We start from the raw sequence: 20,036 nt of genomic DNA on the forward strand, positions 1-20,036 counted from the left end.
CTCACCCGTCCGCCGCTCGTCAGCAGAGAAGCAAGCTTCTCTCTGTTACCGCTCGACTTGCATGTGTTAAGCCTGCCGCCAGCGTTCAATCTGAGCCATGATCAAACTCTTCAATTAAAGTTTTTTGATTCCATCCACTACAAGTAGCGAACTTCCTCTGCTCAATGAATTCTGTTTTTGAACCTCAAATAAATGAAGTTCGATTTGTTCTATATGAACACTCAGAAATTACATTGATAAATAAATCGTTTTGGCGATTCGTTACCATTGCGTTGTTAGCCGTAGCTTTCAACATGAGTATTCACACAGATTGCATGATTAAATTGTTAAAGAACATTGACTGGATTGCTTTCGCTTTACCTCGTCAGGGCTGCGCATTCTACGCTAGCCGATTTGAAAGTCAATCGTTAATTTCGAGAAATTTTCGATTTATCTTTCTGGTTAGAAACCGCAGCTTCTTAACCACCTGATGTTGCGTTGCGCCTTGCGCTGTGCCGTCTCAGTGGTTGCGCATTATAGGGAGATTCAATTTCGGTGCAAGGGGTTTTACGCAGATTTATAAAAGCTAGACATTAACGAACAAAAACCAACCAAGTTGAGCAAGTTTACAGCAGAACCACCTTCAGATGACATCTGAAGGTGGTTACTGTAAGCAGTATTAAGCCGCCTAGCAGATTAATTCTGGGTAAAACTGAAACGATCTCCTTCCATATCTACATTGATTGATGCCCCTGGTATCAATTTACCCGACAAAATGGCCTGCGCTAATGGGTTTTCCAATTCTTGTTGGATAGCCCGCTTCAAAGGACGAGCACCGTATACCGAATCAAACCCAGCTTCCGCAATATGCGACAATGCCGCATCAGTAACATTGAGCTGGTAATCTTTTTCCGTTAAACGTGCCTGCAAACGCTGCAACTGGATCTTGGCGATTGACTTGATGTGCTCACCAAATAATGGATGGAACACGACCGTTTCATCGACGCGATTTAAGAACTCAGGCCTGAAGCTTTGCATTAGCACACCTAACACTCGCTCTTTCATTTCAGCATAAGTGGCATGTTGAAAATGCTCTTGGATCACATCTGAGCCCAAGTTCGAGGTCATAATGATTACCGTATTTCTGAAATCAACCGTACGACCTTGGCCATCAGTTAAACGGCCATCATCTAGCACCTGTAGCAAAATGTTAAACACATCTGGATGTGCCTTCTCGACCTCATCTAACAAGATCACTGAATAAGGTTTACGCCGGACAGCTTCAGTAAGATAGCCACCCTCTTCGTAACCCACGTAGCCCGGAGGTGCCCCTACTAACCGAGCAACAGAATGTTTTTCCATAAACTCGGACATATCAATACGAACCATATTGTCTTCGGTATCGAATAAGAAATTGGCTAACGCTTTACATAGCTCGGTTTTACCCACACCTGTTGGCCCTAAAAACAAGAACGAGCCAATGGGTTTATTCGGATCCGCAAGTCCAGCTCGACTGCGGCGGATGGCATTAGACACAGCTTCAACGGCTTCATTTTGTCCAATCACCCGAGTATGCAGTTGCTGCTCCATTTTCAGCAGCTTTTCTCTTTCTCCCTCGAGCATCTTACTGACGGGGATCCCGGTCCAACGTGACAACACATCAGCAATCTCATTTTCACTCACGCGATGACGCAATAATGTCATGTCTTGCATTTCAGCTTGTGAAGCTAAATCTAGCTGTTTCTCTAATTCGGGGATTCGCCCATATTGCAATTCAGACATCCGACTTAAATCACTTGCACGACGCGCAAATTCTAAGTCAAGACGCGCTTGCTCTAATTCAGACTTGATATGTTGAGTGCCTGACAAAGCAGCTTTCTCGGCTTTCCAAACCTCATCGAGCTCTTTAAAAGCAAACTCTTTCTCGACCAACTCTTCAGACAGTAATTGCAAACGCTTTTTACTTGCATCGTCTTCTTCTTTTGTCAGCGCTTGCTGCTCTAATTTAAGCTGAATTATTTTGCGCTCAAGACGCTCAAGAGGCTCAGGTTTCGAATCGATCTGCAGGCGAATACTTGATGCCGCCTCGTCAATCAAGTCAATTGCTTTATCAGGCAGCTGTCGATCAGAAATATAGCGATAAGATAATTGGGCTGCTGCAACAATCGCAGGATCGGTAATTTCTACTTTATGGTGTAGCTCGTAGCGTTCTTTCAAGCCGCGTAAAATAGCAATAGTATCTTCAACCGATGGCTCTTCAACCAACACTTTCTGGAAGCGACGCTCTAACGCAGCATCTTTTTCGATGTACTTGCGATATTCATCCAACGTGGTGGCTCCAACACAGTGAAGCTCACCGCGCGCCAATGCAGGCTTAAGCATATTGCCCGCATCCATCGCACCATCACTTTTACCCGCGCCAACCATAGTATGAAGTTCATCGATAAAGAGGATCACTTGGCCTTCTTCTTTAGCCAATTCGTTTAACACTGCTTTTAAACGCTCTTCAAATTCACCGCGATATTTAGCGCCCGCGACCAATGAGCCCATATCCAAAGAAAGCACGCGTTTATGCTTCAATCCTTCTGGCACTTCACCATCAATGATACGCTGAGCTAAACCTTCCGCGATTGCAGTTTTACCAACACCGGGCGCACCAATTAACACCGGGTTATTTTTGGTGCGGCGTTGCAACACTTGAATAGTGCGGCGGATCTCGTCATCGCGACCAATCACAGGATCTAATTTACCTTGCTCTGCGCGCTCAGTCAGATCGATTGTGTATTTTTCTAAGGCTTGTCGTTGGTCCTCGGCATTTTGATCATCTACCTTTTGCCCACCACGTACTTTTTCAATCGCCGATTCAATATTTTTCTGGTTTGCGCCAGCTTTACGCAAAATATCACCTAAAGCGCTTTTATCTTCACAAGCGGCCAGAATAAATAGCTCCGATGATATGTATTTATCTTTACGCTTTTGCGCCAACTTATCACAATAGTTAAGGAGTACACCCAAGTTATTAGCAAGTTGCACATCGCCGCCAATGCCTTCTACCTTAGGGAGTTTGTCAAGCGCTTGCGAAAGTTGCGAGCGTAATGCGCTAACATCAACACCAGCTTCGGTTAACAATGGACGAATAGAGCCCGCGTCTTGGTTTAGCAACGCTGTCATTAAATGCACGGGTTCAATAAATTGGTGGTCTCGCCCTAACGCAAGGGATTGGGCATCAGAGATAGCAAGTTGAAATTTACTGGTAAGTCTATCGAGTCGCATACAACAATCCTAAAATTAATCATCTTCTGATTATATAGATAGGTGCACTGGCACGAGTTTCAAGTTTTTATTTTGTTAAATAAATCAAACTGGCCATGCGCCCGGTAACCCCTTCTTTTCGATATGAAAAAAAGGTATTTGTTTCTGAAAATGTACAATGATCACCGCCATAGACATGGCTGACTCCCAGCTCAGCTAACGCTAATCGCGCGAGTTGGTACAGGTCAGCCTTCCATTTACCTTCTTTGTCTGTGGTAAATGCTGACGCAAAATCGTCACTTTGTTGAATAAAAGCATCACGCACTTCACTGCCAACTTGAAATGCCATTGGCCCGATCGCAGGGCCTAGCCACACTAATATATCTTGATTATTAGCGGGGGCCTGCATAATAGCTTGCTTTAAAATACCATTACAAAGGCCGCGCCATCCGGCGTGAACCGCCGCCACAAAAGAGCCCTGCTGATCTGTTATCAGTACCGGTAAACAATCAGCCGTCATGACAACACATGCTAGCTCAGGAATATCGGTCCAACTGCCATCGGCAACGGGCACCACGGCGGTAGACAAAGAGGCCTTAATCACATCGGTGCTATGTACTTGCTCTAACCATAGTGGCTCATTAGCAAGCCCCAGTTCACTTTGCAGTAACGCCCGATTAGTTAATACATGCTCAGCATTATCATTAACGTGCAATCCCAAATTCAGACTTGAATATTGCGCCTGGCTCACCCCGCCCTCTCGCGTAGTCGAGTAAGCCACTACGTTAACAGGAGCTGGCCAGTTCGGTTTGAGTAAGCGCATAGGATTAATACTCTTCTTCTGGATTATCTTTAGTGTCTTGACGCAGAATTTCCGCCAGTTCAACCATGTCATCAGGTATCGGTGCATGCCATTGCATCAACTCGCCTGTAATTGGATGCTCTAATTCTAACATCGCGGCATGTAGTGCTTGGCGTTTAAAGCCGCGCAACACAGTAACCAGTTCAGGACCAGCATTTTTTGGTAAACGGGCACGCCCACCATAAAGTTGGTCACCGACCAACGGATGACCTAAGTGAGACATATGCACGCGAATTTGATGGGTACGCCCAGTTTCTAGGCGCAACCTTAACCGTGTGTGTGAACGGTACTTTTCAGCAACACGGTAGTGTGTAACCGCGGGTTTACCTGTTTCTTTGACTGCCATTTGAGTACGATGGGTGCTGTGACGACCAATCGCCGCATCCACTAATCCGCCAGCAGTCAGCTTACCAATAGCAATCGCTTCATATTCACGCGTAATATTACGTGCTTGCAGCGCGGTAACTAGGTGAGTTTGTGCCGGAACGGTTTTTGCTACTACCATCAACCCGGTCGTGTCTTTGTCCAAGCGATGTACAATACCGGCGCGTGGCACTTCAACAATACTCGGGCAATGGTGTAATAAGGCGTTTAGAACCGTGCCATCTGGATTACCAGCACCGGGATGAACCACAAGATCAGCAGGTTTATTGATGACTAAGATGTCGTCATCTTCATAAACAATGTTCAGTGGGATCGGCTGCGCTTCAAAACGCACTTCGTCCTCCAATACGGCATTCAACACAATTTCTTGTCCTGGTAATACCTTCTCCCTTGGCTTGTTCGCTATCCGCCCATCTAAAAACACGCGATCGGCCAAAATCCACTCTTTAATACGCGATCTTGAGTAATCAGGGAAAAGCTCCGCTAACGTTTGATCTAATCGCTGTCCAATTTGATGAGGCGCTACCTCACCCTGTAATTCTAATTCCTGACTCATATACTTCTTATCGTTAGTGGGTGTAAAAGCTGAATTGCTTCACTATATCATTTATTTTAACTTTTCTTTTGTCTCAGCATAACGGATACTTTCACCTTTTACGAAAAGACGAAACAAATAGGTATTATGAAGAAGAGCGTACGGCTAATTTCAGCGGTGGCATTGACCGCTATATTTACCTTAGGCTGCTCATCAAAAGATGACGCAGAAAAAGTGCCAGATAAAGCGCCTGTTGTTTTATACGAAGACGCACAGCAGGCTTTACAAGCGGGCAATTATACCCAAGCTGCAGAAGTTCTCGAAGCACTAGATGCTCGTTATCCTTTTGGTCCTCATTCAGAACAAGTGCAACTTGACCTGATTTACGCTTATTACAAAAGCAATGAATCGGCGCAGGCCATGGCTAACATCGAACGCTTTCTGCGTTTAAGCCCAACCCATAAAGATATTGATTATGTATACTATATGCGCGGCTTAACTCATATGGCGATGAGTTCAACCTTTTTCCACAGTGTATTCGGCATCGACCGCTTTGACCGCAATACCTCGCTTTATCAAAATGCTTTTATGGATTTCAAACGGTTATTACAACGTTATCCCGACAGTGTTTATGCCGCCGATGCGCAAGCTCGGATGATAGGTATCAAAGATAGCCTAGCGCGCTATGAAATCGAAGTGGCTAAATGGTATATCAAACGCGATGCTTTTGTTGCTGCGATCAATCGTGGTAAATACGTTTTAGAACACTTCCCAGACACTTCCGCCACTGAGCAGGCGCTAGAAGTGATGCTAACGGGTTATACAGAGCTAAAAGTTGATCAACCCAAAGCTCGTACGTTAGCCGTGATGAAAGCCAACTTCCCAGACAATAAGTGGGTTCGCTAAGGTACAGACTTTTCTAACCGCAAATAAAAAGGCTCATTAATATGAGCCTTTTTAGTATCTGCTGCTTACCTTAATCCTAAGCTGCGAAATAAGAACAATTAAATTGCTTCTTCGTTTTCTTCACCAGTACGGATACGGATAACACGCACTACATCAGTCACAAAAATCTTACCATCGCCGATTTTACCGGTTTGAGCAGTTTGAATTATAGCCTCGATACAACGGTCAACATCTTCGCTTTGCACCACAATTTCAATTTTTACCTTAGGTAAAAAATCCACCATGTACTCGGCACCGCGATAAAGCTCAGTATGACCTTTTTGACGGCCAAAACCTTTTACTTCCGATACTGTCATCCCTGTGATGCCAATATCAGCTAACGCTTCACGTACATCATCCATTTTAAACGGCTTAATAATCGCTTCGATTTTTTTCATTACTCAACCTTTACCTATGTATCGGGGCCCAAAGGCCATACTGTACCTTCATTGTGATAAAATATTTCTGAATATTCAAGGCGCTAAGCTAAGCAAAGCAAAGCAAAGCAAACTTGATTACCTTAATTCTGCGGGTACCTCAAATATCACATTTTCTTCTACACCTGGATTTTCGATCACAGCTGTTCCACCTAAGGCCTCAACGCGACTCACCACAGCGCGCACCAACACTTCAGGCGCTGATGCTCCCGCAGTCACGCCAACCTGACTCACACCTTCCAGCCATTCTGAGCGAATATCTTCCGCGGTATCAATTAAGTACGCTGTGGTCCCAGCTTTTGCTGATTTCTCACGCAAGCGATTAGAGTTAGATGAGTTTTTAGAGCCAACCACTAACACCACTTGGGTTTTATCAGACAAGTCTTTCACTGCATCTTGACGGTTTTGCGTCGCGTAACAGATATCTTTCTTACGCGGCCCTTCAATCTGCGGAAATTTTTCGCGCAGTGCATCAATCACTTCTGAAGTATCATCAACAGACAAAGTGGTCTGAGTACAAAACAGTAAATGTTCCGGATCTTTTACCGTTAGCGCGGCCACATCAGCAACCGACTCAACCAAGTAAATACCACCTTGTTCGTTGTTGTACTGGCCCATGGTGCCTTCCACTTCGGGATGACCTTGATGACCAATCAAAATACATTCATGACCACGACGACTGGCGCGGGTAACTTCCATATGCACTTTAGTCACCAGCGGGCAGGTTGCATCAAATACTTTTAACGCGCGGCGCTGCGCTTCTTTGCGCACCACTTGAGACACGCCATGAGCGCTAAAAATAACAATCGAATTATCAGGCACTTCATCAAGCTCTTCAACAAAAACCGCACCACGGGCCTTTAAGCCATCAACCACGTATTTGTTATGCACCACTTCATGACGCACATAAATAGGCGGTTCAAATAGCTCTAATGCTCGCTCAACGATGCTAATAGCACGGTGAACGCCAGCGCAAAAACCACGCGGGTTAGCTAATAAAATTTCCATGATTAGCTCCTAGTCTATGCTGATCACGTCAACATCAAAGGTTAACGCTTGCCCTGCTAGCGGATGATTAAAATCCACCGTGACCGATTCACCCGTGACTTCACGTACAATGCCCGGTAGCTCATTACCATCAGGCTGAGTAAAAGCAATGATCGCCCCCACTTCTGCCGGTGCATCAGCGCCAAATTTACTGCGTTCAACGTAATAAATGTTATCTGGATTAGGCTGTCCAAAAGCATCTTCTGGCTCAAGTTCAAACGACTTACTTTCGCCTTCGGTTAAACCTAATAAACATTTTTCAAAGTTAACGGTTAAGCTGCCATCGCCCATACGAAACTTTGCCGGCTTATTATTTACCTTTGTACTATCAGCCGCAGAGCCATCTGACAGTTTTATGGTGAAATGCATCACCACTTCACTGTTCGCCGTAATTGCCTTAGTCATTCTTAATATCCTTTTGCTCTGGCCGTTTAACGAGCAACGCATCGATAATGATAATTACCGCGCCAATACAAATCGCGCTGTCGGCAATATTAAATGCAGGCCAGCGATAAAAGCCAAAATCGAAATCTAAAAAGTCCACCACGAAACCGTGATATAAGCGATCAACCAAGTTGCCAATCGCACCACCAAGGATCAAGGTATAAGCAGCGTTTAGCCACTTTTCTTGATACGGCGACTTTTTCAGCCAGTAAAGCAACACGCCACTCACAAAGACTGCAATACTGGTAAAAAACCAACGTTGCCAACCACCCGCATCATGCAAGAAGCTAAAAGCGGCGCCATAGTTACGGGCATAGGTGAAGTTAAAAAACGGCAACACCTGAATTGATTCATACAAATCAAAGTTCAGATGCACATAAGCCTTAGTGATCATGTCGACAGCAAACACCAAAATCGCAAGCCAAAGCCAGCGCAGTCCGGTTTTTTGCATCGCTTCTTGCGGCGATGGATTAGGCATAGTGGCGAACTTCCCCTTCACCTGATACGTTGGTAACACAGCGACCACATAGCTCTGGGTGTTCAGCAATTGAACCAACATCTTCAATGTGGTGCCAACAACGACTGCATTTCGCGGCCTCTGACGCTTCAACCAATACCGACAAGCCTTCAACTTCTGTTTTTATTGCCGCTTCTGGCGCAGCTTCGACACTGACCAACGCTTTAGAGGTCAACAATACAAAACGTAATTCGTTTTCAATTAAGGCCAATTTTTCAGCTTGAGCCGGGGTTACATATAGCGTTACATTCGCCGCTAAACCACCACCAATTTTGCCATCACGACGCGCTTGCTCTAACGATTTATTCACTTCACCACGAATGCGGATCACTTCATCCCAGTATTCGTTATTCAGTTTTTCGTTCTCGTCTAATGCAAATAAGTCCTCAAACCACACACCAGTGAATACGAACTCATCACGATCTCCCGGCATACGCTGCCAAATTTCATCTGCGGTGAAGCTCATGATCGGCGCCATTAAGCGCACCAAAGACTCACAAATCAAGTACATGGCCGTTTGACAACTGCGACGAGCTAAACCATCAGACTTAGCGGTGTACTGGCGATCCTTAATAATATCCAAGTAGAAACTACCTAAATCAATCGAGCAGAAGTGCATCATCTTTTGCGTAACTGTTAGCAATTGATAGTTATCGTAGGCATCCACTAGCGCATCTTGCAGCTCTTTGGCTTTACCAACCGCCCAACGGTCAAGGGCAACCATTTCACTTGGTGCCACCATGTCCGTTTTCGGATCAAAACCATTTAAATTAGCTAATAAGAAACGCATGGTATTACGAATACGACGGTAGCTATCAGCACTGCGCTTTAAGATTTCATCCGATACCGTCATCTCACCGGTGTAATCCGTTGATGCCACCCATAAGCGTAAAATATCCGCGCCTAGCTCATTCATGACCACTTGAGGTGATACCACGTTACCGATAGATTTTGACATCTTGCGGCCGTTAGCATCAACGGTGAAACCGTGAGTGAGCACTTCTTTGTAAGGCGCTTCGCCATTCATCGCAGTACCGGTCATTAGAGACGACTGGAACCAACCACGATGCTGATCGGAACCTTCAAGGTACATATCCGCTTTATGGCCATTGTATTCAGCGCGAGCAGCCACAACAGCGGCATGAGTTGAACCAGAATCAAACCACACATCTAACGTATCAGGTACCTTGCGGTATTGGTCGGCTTCACCACCTAACAGCTCAGCATCGTCAAGATCCCACCAAGCTTGAATCCCTTCTTTTTCGACTTTCTGCGCTACTTTTTCGATTAATTCAGATGAATTCGGGTGTAGCTCTTGGGTTTCTTTGTGGACAAATAAAGCAATTGGCACACCCCAAGTACGTTGGCGCGAAATACACCAGTCAGGACGCCCTTCAACCATTTTCTCGATACGATTTTGGCCCCACTCAGGGATCCAACGCACCGACTTAATTTCGCCCATGGCGGTGTCACGTAGACCATTTTGATCCATCGAGATAAACCATTGCGGCGTGGCACGAAAGATAATCGGCGTTTTATGGCGCCAGCAATGCGGGTAACTGTGGCGGAACGCGACAAAGTGCATTAACGCACCTTTTTCTTTTAACACTTCCACTACGCTGTCGTTGGCTTTAAATACGTGCTGACCAGCAAATAGCTCAGTATCCGCTTTATACACCCCGTTATCACCCACTGGGTTAGCCACTTCTAGGCCGTATTTATTACCAACGATAAAGTCGTCTTGACCATGGCCCGGCGCGGTATGCACCACACCTGTACCAGATTCGGTAGTAACGTGTTCGCCTAAAATAGCCGGCACGCTAAAGTCATAGAATGGATGGTTAAATTGCGCGAGCTCTAATGCTTCACCTTTGGCAAAGCCGAGTTTACGAAACTCAGTGATCTCGTAACGCGCCAAACACGCTTCCATTAGCTCTTCAGCTAAAATCAAACGCTCTTTACCGGCCGCTGAAACCACTTCAACCAGCACATAATCAAGATTAGCTGCTAATGCTACCGCGCGGTTAGCCGGTAAGGTCCAAGGCGTGGTGGTCCAGATTAATACTGATACTTGACCTTCGCCTGCATCACCTTCAAGGGCGAAACGAGATACCACATCCGCTTCATCTTTAGCGGCAAAGCGCACATCGATGGCTGGAGAGGTTTTATCTTCGTACTCCACTTCCGCTTCCGCCAGTGCTGAGCCACAGTCGGTACACCAATGCACCGGCTTAGAGCCCTTATGCAAATGGCCGTTATCGATAATTTTACCTAAGGCTCGAATAATGTTGGCTTCCGTTGAAAAGTCCATGGTTAAGTAGGGATTTTGCCAATCACCTAATACACCTAAACGGATAAAATCTTTGCGCTGACCGTCGACTTGCTTAGCCGCGTATTCACGGCATTTTTTACGAAAATCTGCCGCACTGATTTTTTGACCTGGCTTGCCTACCTTCTGCTCAACTTTAAGTTCAATCGGCAGACCGTGACAATCCCAACCTGGAATATAAGGCGAGTCAAAATCCGCTAGGGTTTTCGACTTAATAATAATGTCTTTTAGGATCTTGTTAACTGAGTGACCAATATGAATATCGCCGTTCGCATAAGGAGGGCCATCATGTAGGATAAAGGATTTTTTACCCTTTTTTGCCTCACGGATCTTGCCGTAAAGATCCTTTGCATACCATTCTTTCAACATGTTTGGCTCACGATTAGCTAAGTTAGCTTTCATCGGGAACCCTGTTTTAGGAAGATTCAGGGTGTCTTTATAGTCGCTCATTTAATCCAAGTTCCATTATCGGGAAGGTCAATTTTCAAACAGCCAAGCCGTGATAATCACGCGCCTGACCGACATCTAGTTCGATTTGTTGTTTTAGTGCCGCAAAATTTTCAAATTTGCGTTCATCTCGTATTTTTTGTTTTAACACGACTTCAAGCTGGCGGCCATAAAGATCGCCGCTGTAGTCGAAAATATGTACTTCTAGCTGCTGGCGCTCGCCATTAAGTGTTGGGCGAGTACCAATATTCGCAATGCCGCTATAGGTCGCTTGTGCAATTCCCTTAATCTCAACGGCATACACCCCTTTCACTGGGGTTACTAAACGTTTTAACCAAATATTGGCGGTCGGCACGCCGATAGTGCGGCCTAATTTTTGGCCGTGGGCTACGCGTCCACTAATGCTATATGGCCGGCCCAGTAAGCGTTCAGCGTGTTGTAACTGACCTGCAGCAAGGGCATCTCGGATCTGTGTGCTGCTCACCCGAGTGCTACCGTGCAGCAAGCTTTGCGTGGCGATCACATCAAAACCATATTTTTTGCCCGCTTGTTGCAACAGCTCAAAATTACCTTGGCGGCGATAGCCAAAATGAAAATCGTCGCCAACCACCAAGAATTTTACGCCTAGCTTATTCACCAGCACCTGTTCAATAAACTGATTGGCATCCATGGCAGCAAAGTGACGACTAAATCTAACACATAGCAACCGGTCTAAGCCAAATTGCTCGAGACGCCTAAATTTGTCTCGTAAGCGACTTAATCGAGCGGGAGAGTTTTCACCCAGGAATAATTCCAAGGGTTGAGGCTCAAAGGTCATCACTGTCGCAGGCACCGCAAATTCAGCAGCCTTAAGCAATAGCTGCTGCAATACCGCTTGGTGTCCTCTATGGACGCCATCAAAATTACCTATGCTAAGAACACAGCCCTGATGCTCAGGTTTAATATTCTTGATGCCTCGGATTAGATCCATTCTCTCTACCAATAGCCACAAAACTGACGGATTATATAACAGCCAGTTTGAGTAATCAGCCCCCCGAGGTACGAAGATCGCGTGGACGCAAACCGAATACTAAGTTTATGACTAAATAAATCACGCCCCCCGCACTAATTAAAGCCGCTAACAACCAAACCTGACTTAACTTAGGTTGTTCAGCCCAAGTTGATAAATCGGGAGTGAAATAGACTAAAAACGCCCCCATCGCGAATGCCGCAAGCAGTAAACGAGTCAAAAACCAAACCGTGCCTGGTTGTAATACAAACACGCCCTGATTTTTTAAACCGCGCCATAACATAAAGGCGTTTAATGAAGCCGACAAAGAAGTAGCAATGGCTAAACCAACATAACCATAAGGAATAGCAAAAATAATATTAAACACCATATTGCTGACCATGGCGATAATGCCGTATTTAACCGGTGTTTTGGTATCTTGACGCGCGTAATAACCTGGCGCGAGCACTTTAACTAACATAAAACTAAGCAGACCAAAGCCATAAGCGATTAAACTCATTGATGCCATTTGTACATCACTTTGGCCGAATTTCCCGCTCATAAACAGCACCGCCAGCATAGGTTGCGCCAGTAAGATCAACCCAAACATCGCCGGCACCCCCAACAAGCACACCAGTCGAAAGCCCCAATCTAGAGTTTGGGCAAAATCTTGCTTCGAGTCACTCGCATGGAGGCGCGATAAGCTAGGTAAAATCACCGTAGCAATGGCGATGCCAAACAACCCCAATGGGAACTCTAATAAACGGTCCGAAAAGTACAGCCAACTCAGCGCGCCATCTTGTAAAAAACTGGCAATAACAGTGTCCAATAACAAGTTGATTTGGCTAACGGATACCCCAAACATAGCGGGAATCATTAAGGTTCTAATTTTGACGACGCCAGGATGATGCCATTGCCATTTCGGCTTGACCAGCACACCCGCTTGTTTCAAAAAAGGAATTTGAAACAAGAACTGGATTAAGCCACCCAAAAACACCCCTGATGCCATGATATATTCGGGCTGCTCGACATATGGAGCAAAAATCAAAGCGCAAGAAATAATCGCAATATTCAAAAATACCGGCGTAAATGCGGCGATGGCAAACTTACCCAATGAATTTAAAATGGCGCCACTCATGGCGACAAAAGTGATAAACCATAAATACGGAAAGGTAATTTTAAGTAAGGTTGACGCTAAAGTATATTTCTCTGCATCAGGCCCACCTTGCCACCAATCCACAAACCAACCAAAGCCAAATAGCGCAATGATCAAAGGCGAAGCGAGCACACCGATCAGCGTAATCACCGTGACAATGGTACCTAAAGTTCCAGATACCGCAGCAATTAACTTTCGTAATTCGGTTTCGTCTTCTTTTTGCTGATACTCGGAGAAAACAGGTACGAATGCTTGCGCAAATGCCCCTTCTGCAAACAAGCGCCGTAAGAAGTTGGGGATCTTATTGGCCATTAAAAATACGTCTGCAGCGGCGCCTGCCCCTAAGATATTTGCGACCACCATATCTCTGATTAAACCCAAGATCCGCGAGATCAAGGTCATGGCACTGACGACTGCGCCCGATTTAAGTAGCTTTTTACTCAAGTATTGCCTCATTAGAACTGTTAGTGCAGCGCGAATGCTGCTAAAATCCGCCGACTAGTTTAACCGTGCTGCGGGTGAGATACCATGCAGTGGTGTTTAATTACACAAAAGGTTTGACAAAACACGTACAATAAGGCATATTCCACGGCCTTTAAATACACCCTGTTTAGACAGATTTTAGGAGTTAGAACTTGGCTAATATCAAGTCTGCTAAGAAACGCGCAATCCAAGCTGAGAAGAACCGCCAGCATAACGCTAGCCGTCGCTCCATGATGCGCACTTACATGAAAAGAGTTGTTGCCGCTATTGCAGAAGGTAACAAAGAAGCTGCACAAGAAGCATTCAAGAAGGTTCAACCTATCCTTGACCGCTACGCAACTAAAGGCCTAATCAGCAAAAACAAAGCTGCTCGTCATAAGAGCAACTTTAACGCGAAAATTAAAGCGCTTTAATTTTTGTTGCTAAGCTAAGTATTTGAAAAAACCGACCTAGGTCGGTTTTTTTTTGCCTGTTATTTATGCCTCAACCGGAAACCTATCTTTTAGCAGGGCTTTCTAAACCTGAAAATAACGCAGAAAAGTTACTCTCGCACAGACGTTTTACCGCTGGATGCTGGATCATGCGCTCAGCAAAAATCACATAATATTCTTCTGTAATTTCATGGGTTTCACCTATCAACTCAACATTACCAGAGGCGGTGATTTCATCACTGTAGATACTTGGCGCAACAAAAATACCCTTGTTATATTCACCAAACGCCTTCATTAAGGCGGCATCATCAAACTCGCCCAGAATTTGCGGCGACACCCCTAATTCGTCTAAGTAGGTGATGAGCTTGCGGCCCAGAGATGTTCTGCGTCCCGGCATTAACAGCTTACGCTCTTCTAAACATGCAGGGAAAGGTGAAGTAGGCACAGGCTTATGGCAAAAGAAGCTCACGCCACAGTAACCGATTTGCTTACTAAACAAGCCCGGGTTTTGGCTAGAGTCAACCGGACAATCTGATAAGATCATATCCAACTTATGCTGACTTAACTTCTCAAGCAACATTTCATGAGTCGATTCATAACAGCATAAGTGGATTGAGCCATCATCGGGAACGACTGTCATTAACACCCGGCTAGCCAGGCGTTTATACAACGCATCCGCTATTCCAACTTCAAATAATATGTTCTTATCTTTGGTGTAATTCACGATGTCGATCATTTCATAGCTTAAAGTAAACATGCGATCAGCATACTTAAATATCAGCTGCCCCAAGTCAGTGGCTTCTAAATTACGGCCTTTGCGCACAAATAAGCGGCCGCCTAAACGCTGCTCTAGCTGACGAATTTGCCCGGTAACCGTTTGTGGCGTTAAGAACAGCGCTTCAGCAGCTTTCGTCACTGAGCCTTTCTTTTGGGTCATCCAAAAATAGTAAAGGTGATTGTAGTTAAGATGGGACATGGTTGTTCTCAGTAAAGAAACAATATTGTTCAGAGGTTAATATAAGTTGTAATAAAAAACACCTGCCACGCAAAGGAAGCAGGTGTTTTACATAATAAAAGCTAAAAATAGTGTTAGTTCAGGCTCAATTCTGAGCGATTAACTTGAGTGTTAGGCTCGCTAGCGAGCGAGAAGTGCAATGTCATATACCCTAATATCGCCGCAATAGCAGAGCCAATTAAGATAGCTAAGCGTGAAATGTCACCTAACGCAGCAGCTTCTGCAGTAAACGCTAGAGAGGTAATAAAAATAGACATGGTAAAACCAATACCACATAAAATAGACACTGCAAATATTTGCATAAAGTTAATTCCCTTTGGCAAACTCGCCCAGCCCATTTTCACCGCAAGGTAACTCATGGTGAACACACCTAATGGCTTACCTATTAACAGCCCCAAAATAATGCCCATTGGTAATGGCTGTAATACCGCGCTAAATGGGATGCCAGCAAGGGATACCCCTGCATTAGCAAACGCAAATAACGGTAAAATCATAAAGCTACACCAAGGATGAAGGCCATGTTCAAGCTTAGCTGCCATCGTTTCACCATCACGATTGCGCAGCGGAATAGCAAAACCAAGCACCACGCCGGCTAAGGTGGCATGCACGCCTGATTTTAATACCGCCACCCATAGCACTAGCCCGACTACCATGTACAAGCTGATACGGCGCTCACCGCGAATACTCATCGCAAATAATAGAGCGCAACTTAGCGCCGCCACCAGCAATGAGGTCAGCGATAAATCTGAGCTATAAAATAGTGCAATAATTACGATAACGCCAAGATCATCAATAATAGCGAGCGCAAGTAAGAATACTTTTAAACTTACAGGGACACGCTTGCCAAAGAGCGCTAATACCCCCAACGCAAAAGCAATATCTGTGGCTGCGGGGATAGCCCAGCCGGAGCTAGCGACAGGGTCGGAAAAGTTAAACAATAAAAATACCGCAGCAGGTACCACCATGCCGCCAATGGCCGCAATCGCCGGTAGCATGGCTTTTTCTCGGGTTGATAAATCGCCTTCAACTAACTCTCGTTTTACTTCTAAACCGATAAGTAGGAAGAAAATCGCCATCAGACCATCATTGATCCAAAGCAATAATGGCTTATCAATGTCTAATGCCGCAATGCGTAACTGCACCGGCATATCGAGAAAATCTTGATAAACAGCGGTGAGAGGCGAATTTGCGATCAGTAAGGCTGTGAGGGCTGCAAAAATCAATATAATGCCGGGTGCAGACTCTTGTTTGAAAAACTGCTTAAGTGCCATATGAAACAAAACCTGTATAAATGGATATAACGGACTTCAGTCTACAGGGAAGTGAACTGCATAAGAAAATCACTTTTAGCAACACGAAATATCGGATTTTCCGACAATTAAGACTAATAATACATTTAGTGTCCGAAATGTTAACAAGCCGTTAGCCAACTGAAAAATGAATATCAGATTATTTTAAAACTCTATTTACGCAAGGAAACTAATTAAAAATGAACATTCTACTTGTTGATGATGAGCCAGACATTGTTAGCTGCCTAACGGATTGCTTGGAACTTCTTGGTCATCAAGTGGACACAGCCAAAAGCGGCCAGCAGGCATTAGCAACCATGTTGCACCGAGTTCCCGATCTCATTATTTCAGATATTCGCATGCCAGAAATGGACGGGATTAAATTGAAGCAGAGTATTCCAGACCATATCCCATTTATCTTTATGAGTGGCCATTTAGATGATGAGCGGGCATTGCAGAGCACGGGGATAAAATATCGACATTTTTTGGTTAAACCTTTTAAATTGGCGCAACTAAAGGCTAGCTTAAGAAATGTCAGCAGCGACTAAACCATCAGACTCAGTCGCTGCATAGCAGAGTAATTACATAACAGGGAAAGTATTATCATTCACCACTAATTGGCCGTCTTTTAACGATCCCTCTAGCACTAATTCTTCACCTTTTTGTGCTAACACGCCCATCATAATGGCCACATTAAGTTGATCGCCAATACCCGGAATTTCAAGAAACTTATTAGACAAACGCGCATTAGCAGAGCCCGAAATATAAGCTAATGCAGCTTGTGGACCGCGCATTAAAATAGTCTCATCAATGACGCCTGCGGGTAAATTAATGTTTAGATCGGCATTAACATCTCCCCAAGGAGTTTGCGAGGTTAACTTAGATACCGATACATTCGCTCCTTTTCCTACCAGATCAAACAGCAACTGCTGTGCCAATGCTTCATCAATTTGCTCAGGGTTAGTCTGCAAGCGAGATAACTCAAGTAACGCACTTTCATCTAAACCTGTCACATTGAGCTCAACCGCGGTATTTGAAAAAGCCAATAACTCATCACCCATTAACACATAATTACCAACAGTGAGCCCAACTAACGTATCTAACGTGTTAGCTTGCAAGCCTTGCTTAAAGGCAGTCTGCATCGTAACTTGGGTGAAATCAGCATTAGCATCATCGGTTCTCACTTCTGCTTCAGCTATCTTAAATAAGTAGTCATATGTCATCAGGCTGGAATCGGCTATTTGCGCAAAATCGCCATCCACCTCCAAGCCTTTAAACATAAAGTGCTCGCCGTCTTTACTGCTAATGTCCAGCGACGCCAGTTCAATTAATGACTGACCTGACATCTCGTTTAAATTCATTGAATAGGTCATGCTTACAGGCGTCATTTTCACTGAATTTCCGCCGTCAGCAAGGTCAATAGGTGCTAGCTGCGCATGCCCTTGTAGCTGCCCCAGTAAATTGATTTCATCCTTTGCGGTAAAGGGAGCTGTGGTACCAAACAACTTCTGCACCACTTCTTTACTGGTTTCATCTGTCACGGATACTTTAGAATTAATGACCGCTTTATAAGGCCAGTGCTGGGTATTCCCATCCACCATCAACACCCATTTTTGCTCGGCGTTTTCAGGATGCTCAAACGTTAATTCAATTTGTGACTGCGCAGCTAAGAAGCCCTTATCGTAGTTCACTAGTTTTGCACTAACGCCATTCTCTTGTTGATTCGTTTGTTCGATTAATGCAATTACTTGCTGCTGGGTGTACTCGCCAACATAGTAAACGCTACCAGCGCCAGCGGCTGCTAAAACAGCAACTGCGATCAGGGTCTTTTTCATGTTTAACCTTATTTAAGAAAATTAACGTCGCAGAGGCTAGCAAATCAACACTACGAATCCTAGCCTCAAACCAACAGAATGTTCTAAGCATCAAAATTTTATAACGCACATTGGCAAATTGACGCCTATTCTTGCAATTAATAGGATTGAAACTTATCAACAAAAAAACAAAAAAAGGGGTTAGAGCAACCAACAAAGCAGTGAAAAAAGTTCGACTGCCAACCTTAAAGGTGCAATTAAGTGAGTACAAATATCTTTATCAATTTCAATTTTTTACTGTAACCTTACATATTGTTTACATTCTATTTATAGGAGCACTCTCTATGGCCGGAAAGAAAATGGCCTGGCTACATAGCCCCATCACAGGTGGAGCTCTATTGGTAGCCGCCACCTTAGCTGCATTACTTTGGGCAAACCTTGCCCCTGAACATTACCACCACTTTTGGCACGCAACTATTTGGCAAGTAGGTGCAGGCGCTAAAGGTGTACATAGCATTAATTTACATGCCATCGCCAACGAATTCTTAATGGCGATTTTCTTTTTCTTTATCGGGTTAGAGATCAAACGTGAGTTACTCGATGGCGAGCTGTCATCTGTTAAAAAAGCTGCGTTACCTGTTGTCGCTGCGTTAGGCGGTGTTATTCTTCCTGTGATTATTTATCTTGCCTTCAATGGCGGCAGCGACACCGCGCGCGGTTGGGGTGTGCCAATGGCCACCGACATTGCCTTTGCCCTCGGCGTACTCGCCCTTGTTGGCAGTCGGGCACCGCTAGCATTAAAAGTGTTTTTATCAGCACTGGCGATCGGTGACGATTTAATGGCGGTACTGGTCATTGCTATATTTTATACTTCAGAAATCAACTTTAATGAGTTGCTATACGGCCTTATTGGTTTAGCCATTCTTGGGGTGGCCAACCGTTTCGGTGTGCGCAAGCTTTGGGTTTACTATGTTGCAGGCTTAGGTATTGTTTGGATGGGCTTTTTAGCTTCAGGTGTTCATGCCACAATCGCCGGGGTCGCCGTTGCGTTCACCGTACCGTCACGTCGCGGCATGGCAATGAATGACTACCTAGATAAATTAAAACAGCTGATGCATAGCTTAGAAGCCGACCGTCACGATAAAGCGGATGTACTTAGCAAACACGCAATTAAAACCCTGCGAAAAATAAAACGCTTAAGCTATGAAGCATCCAACCCTCTACAGATTAAAGAAAAAGCACTGCACCCTTTCGCGACCCTATTTATTGTCCCGGTGTTTGCGTTAGGCAATGCGGGCATTCCAATTAACCAAGAAATTATGTCGCAATTATTAAGCCCTATTGCGCTAGGGGTCGGGTTAGGCTTGCTGGTAGGTAAACCTTTGGGTATATATTTATTTACTCGCGCACTGGTTGCATTAGGAATAGGCTCACTGCCAGAAGGGATCACTTGGCGTCATATTATCGGTGCAGGCTTTCTTGCCGGTATGGGCTTTACCATGTCGATATTTATTACCGACCTCGCGTTCGTTGCTGAAGTTAATCAGTTAACGTCAAAAATGGCGGTACTGATTGCCTCTATTATTTCAGGTGTGATTGGTTACACCTTACTGACGCAATCACCTAAAGTGGCTGACAAATAACCAAGTAACAAAAGCGCGGGAGACCGCGCTTTTTTATTA

Annotated in this window: 17 protein-coding genes and 1 rRNA gene; 4 read left to right on the forward strand and 14 right to left on the reverse strand. The window is 44.8% G+C overall.

The features are described 5' to 3' along the window. The 4 genes from K6Y31_RS19780 to rluD all read right to left on the reverse strand — a co-directional run. Window positions 1–117, reverse strand: a 16S ribosomal RNA gene (locus tag K6Y31_RS19780); the annotation flags it as partial. 558 nt (window positions 118–675) lie between these two features. After that, window positions 676–3,252, reverse strand: coding sequence for an ATP-dependent chaperone ClpB (gene clpB / locus K6Y31_RS19785; RefSeq protein ID WP_233054764.1), 2,577 nt, complete (start codon window positions 3,250–3,252; stop codon window positions 676–678). A gap of 67 nt (window positions 3,253–3,319) precedes the next feature. Beyond that, entirely contained in the window at window positions 3,320–4,054 is a 735-nt protein-coding gene (gene pgeF, locus K6Y31_RS19790; protein ID WP_233054765.1) for a peptidoglycan editing factor PgeF, read from the reverse strand. 4 nt (window positions 4,055–4,058) lie between these two features. Beyond that, window positions 4,059–5,033 carry a 23S rRNA pseudouridine(1911/1915/1917) synthase RluD gene (gene rluD, locus K6Y31_RS19795; RefSeq protein ID WP_233054766.1) on the reverse strand — a complete coding sequence of 325 codons (975 nt, stop codon included), beginning with the start codon at window positions 5,031–5,033 and terminating at the stop codon, window positions 4,059–4,061. 126 nt (window positions 5,034–5,159) lie between these two features. On the opposite strand from rluD, the gene K6Y31_RS19800 reads away from it, so the two are divergent. Continuing rightward, window positions 5,160–5,918, forward strand: a complete 759-nt coding sequence (locus K6Y31_RS19800; RefSeq protein ID WP_233054767.1) for an outer membrane protein assembly factor BamD — start codon at window positions 5,160–5,162, stop codon at window positions 5,916–5,918. Between the two features lie 98 nt (window positions 5,919–6,016). On the opposite strand, the gene glnB is transcribed toward K6Y31_RS19800, so the two are convergent. The 7 genes from glnB to murJ form a co-directional block, all read right to left on the reverse strand. Then, the gene (gene glnB, locus K6Y31_RS19805) at window positions 6,017–6,355 is read right to left on the reverse strand and encodes a nitrogen regulatory protein P-II (RefSeq protein WP_232803871.1); all 339 of its coding nucleotides are present in this window, start codon (window positions 6,353–6,355) and stop codon (window positions 6,017–6,019) included. 117 nt (window positions 6,356–6,472) lie between these two features. After that, a complete protein-coding gene (gene ispH / locus K6Y31_RS19810; RefSeq protein ID WP_233054768.1) occupies window positions 6,473–7,402 on the reverse strand; it encodes a 4-hydroxy-3-methylbut-2-enyl diphosphate reductase in 930 nt (309 codons plus the stop codon). 9 nt (window positions 7,403–7,411) lie between these two features. Further along, window positions 7,412–7,846, reverse strand: a complete 435-nt coding sequence (gene fkpB, locus K6Y31_RS19815; protein ID WP_233054769.1) for an FKBP-type peptidyl-prolyl cis-trans isomerase — start codon at window positions 7,844–7,846, stop codon at window positions 7,412–7,414. Then, entirely contained in the window at window positions 7,839–8,363 is a 525-nt protein-coding gene (lspA, locus tag K6Y31_RS19820) for a signal peptidase II (protein ID WP_233054770.1), read from the reverse strand. The genes fkpB and lspA overlap by 8 nt, the downstream gene beginning before the upstream one ends. After that, window positions 8,356–11,181, reverse strand: coding sequence for an isoleucine--tRNA ligase (ileS, locus tag K6Y31_RS19825; protein WP_233054771.1), 2,826 nt, complete (start codon window positions 11,179–11,181; stop codon window positions 8,356–8,358). The genes lspA and ileS overlap by 8 nt, the downstream gene beginning before the upstream one ends. A 34-nt stretch (window positions 11,182–11,215) precedes the next feature. Beyond that, a complete protein-coding gene (gene ribF / locus K6Y31_RS19830) occupies window positions 11,216–12,148 on the reverse strand; it encodes a bifunctional riboflavin kinase/FAD synthetase (protein WP_233054772.1) in 933 nt (310 codons plus the stop codon). Window positions 12,149–12,203: 55 nt separating this feature from the next. Next, a complete protein-coding gene (gene murJ, locus K6Y31_RS19835; protein ID WP_233054773.1) occupies window positions 12,204–13,766 on the reverse strand; it encodes a murein biosynthesis integral membrane protein MurJ in 1,563 nt (520 codons plus the stop codon). Between the two features lie 191 nt (window positions 13,767–13,957). On the opposite strand from murJ, the gene rpsT reads away from it, so the two are divergent. Beyond that, window positions 13,958–14,218: a 30S ribosomal protein S20 gene (rpsT, locus tag K6Y31_RS19840; RefSeq protein WP_233054774.1), complete on the forward strand. Its 261-nt coding sequence runs from the start codon at window positions 13,958–13,960 to the stop codon at window positions 14,216–14,218. Between the two features lie 82 nt (window positions 14,219–14,300). Here the strand turns inward: rpsT and nhaR are convergent, their stop codons facing one another. Together nhaR and nhaA (K6Y31_RS19850) are read right to left on the reverse strand one after the other, a co-directional pair. Next, window positions 14,301–15,212 carry a transcriptional activator NhaR gene (gene nhaR / locus K6Y31_RS19845; RefSeq protein WP_233054775.1) on the reverse strand — a complete coding sequence of 304 codons (912 nt, stop codon included), beginning with the start codon at window positions 15,210–15,212 and terminating at the stop codon, window positions 14,301–14,303. Window positions 15,213–15,325: 113 nt separating this feature from the next. Further along, on the reverse strand, window positions 15,326–16,522 hold the full coding sequence (nhaA, locus tag K6Y31_RS19850; protein ID WP_233054776.1) for a Na+/H+ antiporter NhaA: 1,197 nt from the start codon (window positions 16,520–16,522) through the stop codon (window positions 15,326–15,328). Window positions 16,523–16,740: 218 nt separating this feature from the next. Here nhaA (K6Y31_RS19850) and K6Y31_RS19855 point away from each other — a divergent pair, with 218 nt between their 5' ends. Continuing rightward, window positions 16,741–17,088 carry a response regulator gene (locus K6Y31_RS19855; protein WP_233054777.1) on the forward strand — a complete coding sequence of 116 codons (348 nt, stop codon included), beginning with the start codon at window positions 16,741–16,743 and terminating at the stop codon, window positions 17,086–17,088. Window positions 17,089–17,121: 33 nt separating this feature from the next. Here the strand turns inward: K6Y31_RS19855 and K6Y31_RS19860 are convergent, their stop codons facing one another. Then, the gene (locus K6Y31_RS19860) at window positions 17,122–18,375 is read right to left on the reverse strand and encodes a DUF945 family protein (protein WP_233054778.1); all 1,254 of its coding nucleotides are present in this window, start codon (window positions 18,373–18,375) and stop codon (window positions 17,122–17,124) included. 323 nt (window positions 18,376–18,698) lie between these two features. On the opposite strand from K6Y31_RS19860, the gene nhaA (K6Y31_RS19865) reads away from it, so the two are divergent. Continuing rightward, window positions 18,699–19,997, forward strand: coding sequence for a Na+/H+ antiporter NhaA (gene nhaA, locus K6Y31_RS19865; protein ID WP_233054779.1), 1,299 nt, complete (start codon window positions 18,699–18,701; stop codon window positions 19,995–19,997). Window positions 19,998–20,036 lie beyond the last annotated feature (39 nt).

It is taken from the genome of Motilimonas cestriensis, assembly GCF_021295315.1.
Classification (GTDB): domain Bacteria; phylum Pseudomonadota; class Gammaproteobacteria; order Enterobacterales; family CBDFNC01; genus Motilimonas; species Motilimonas cestriensis.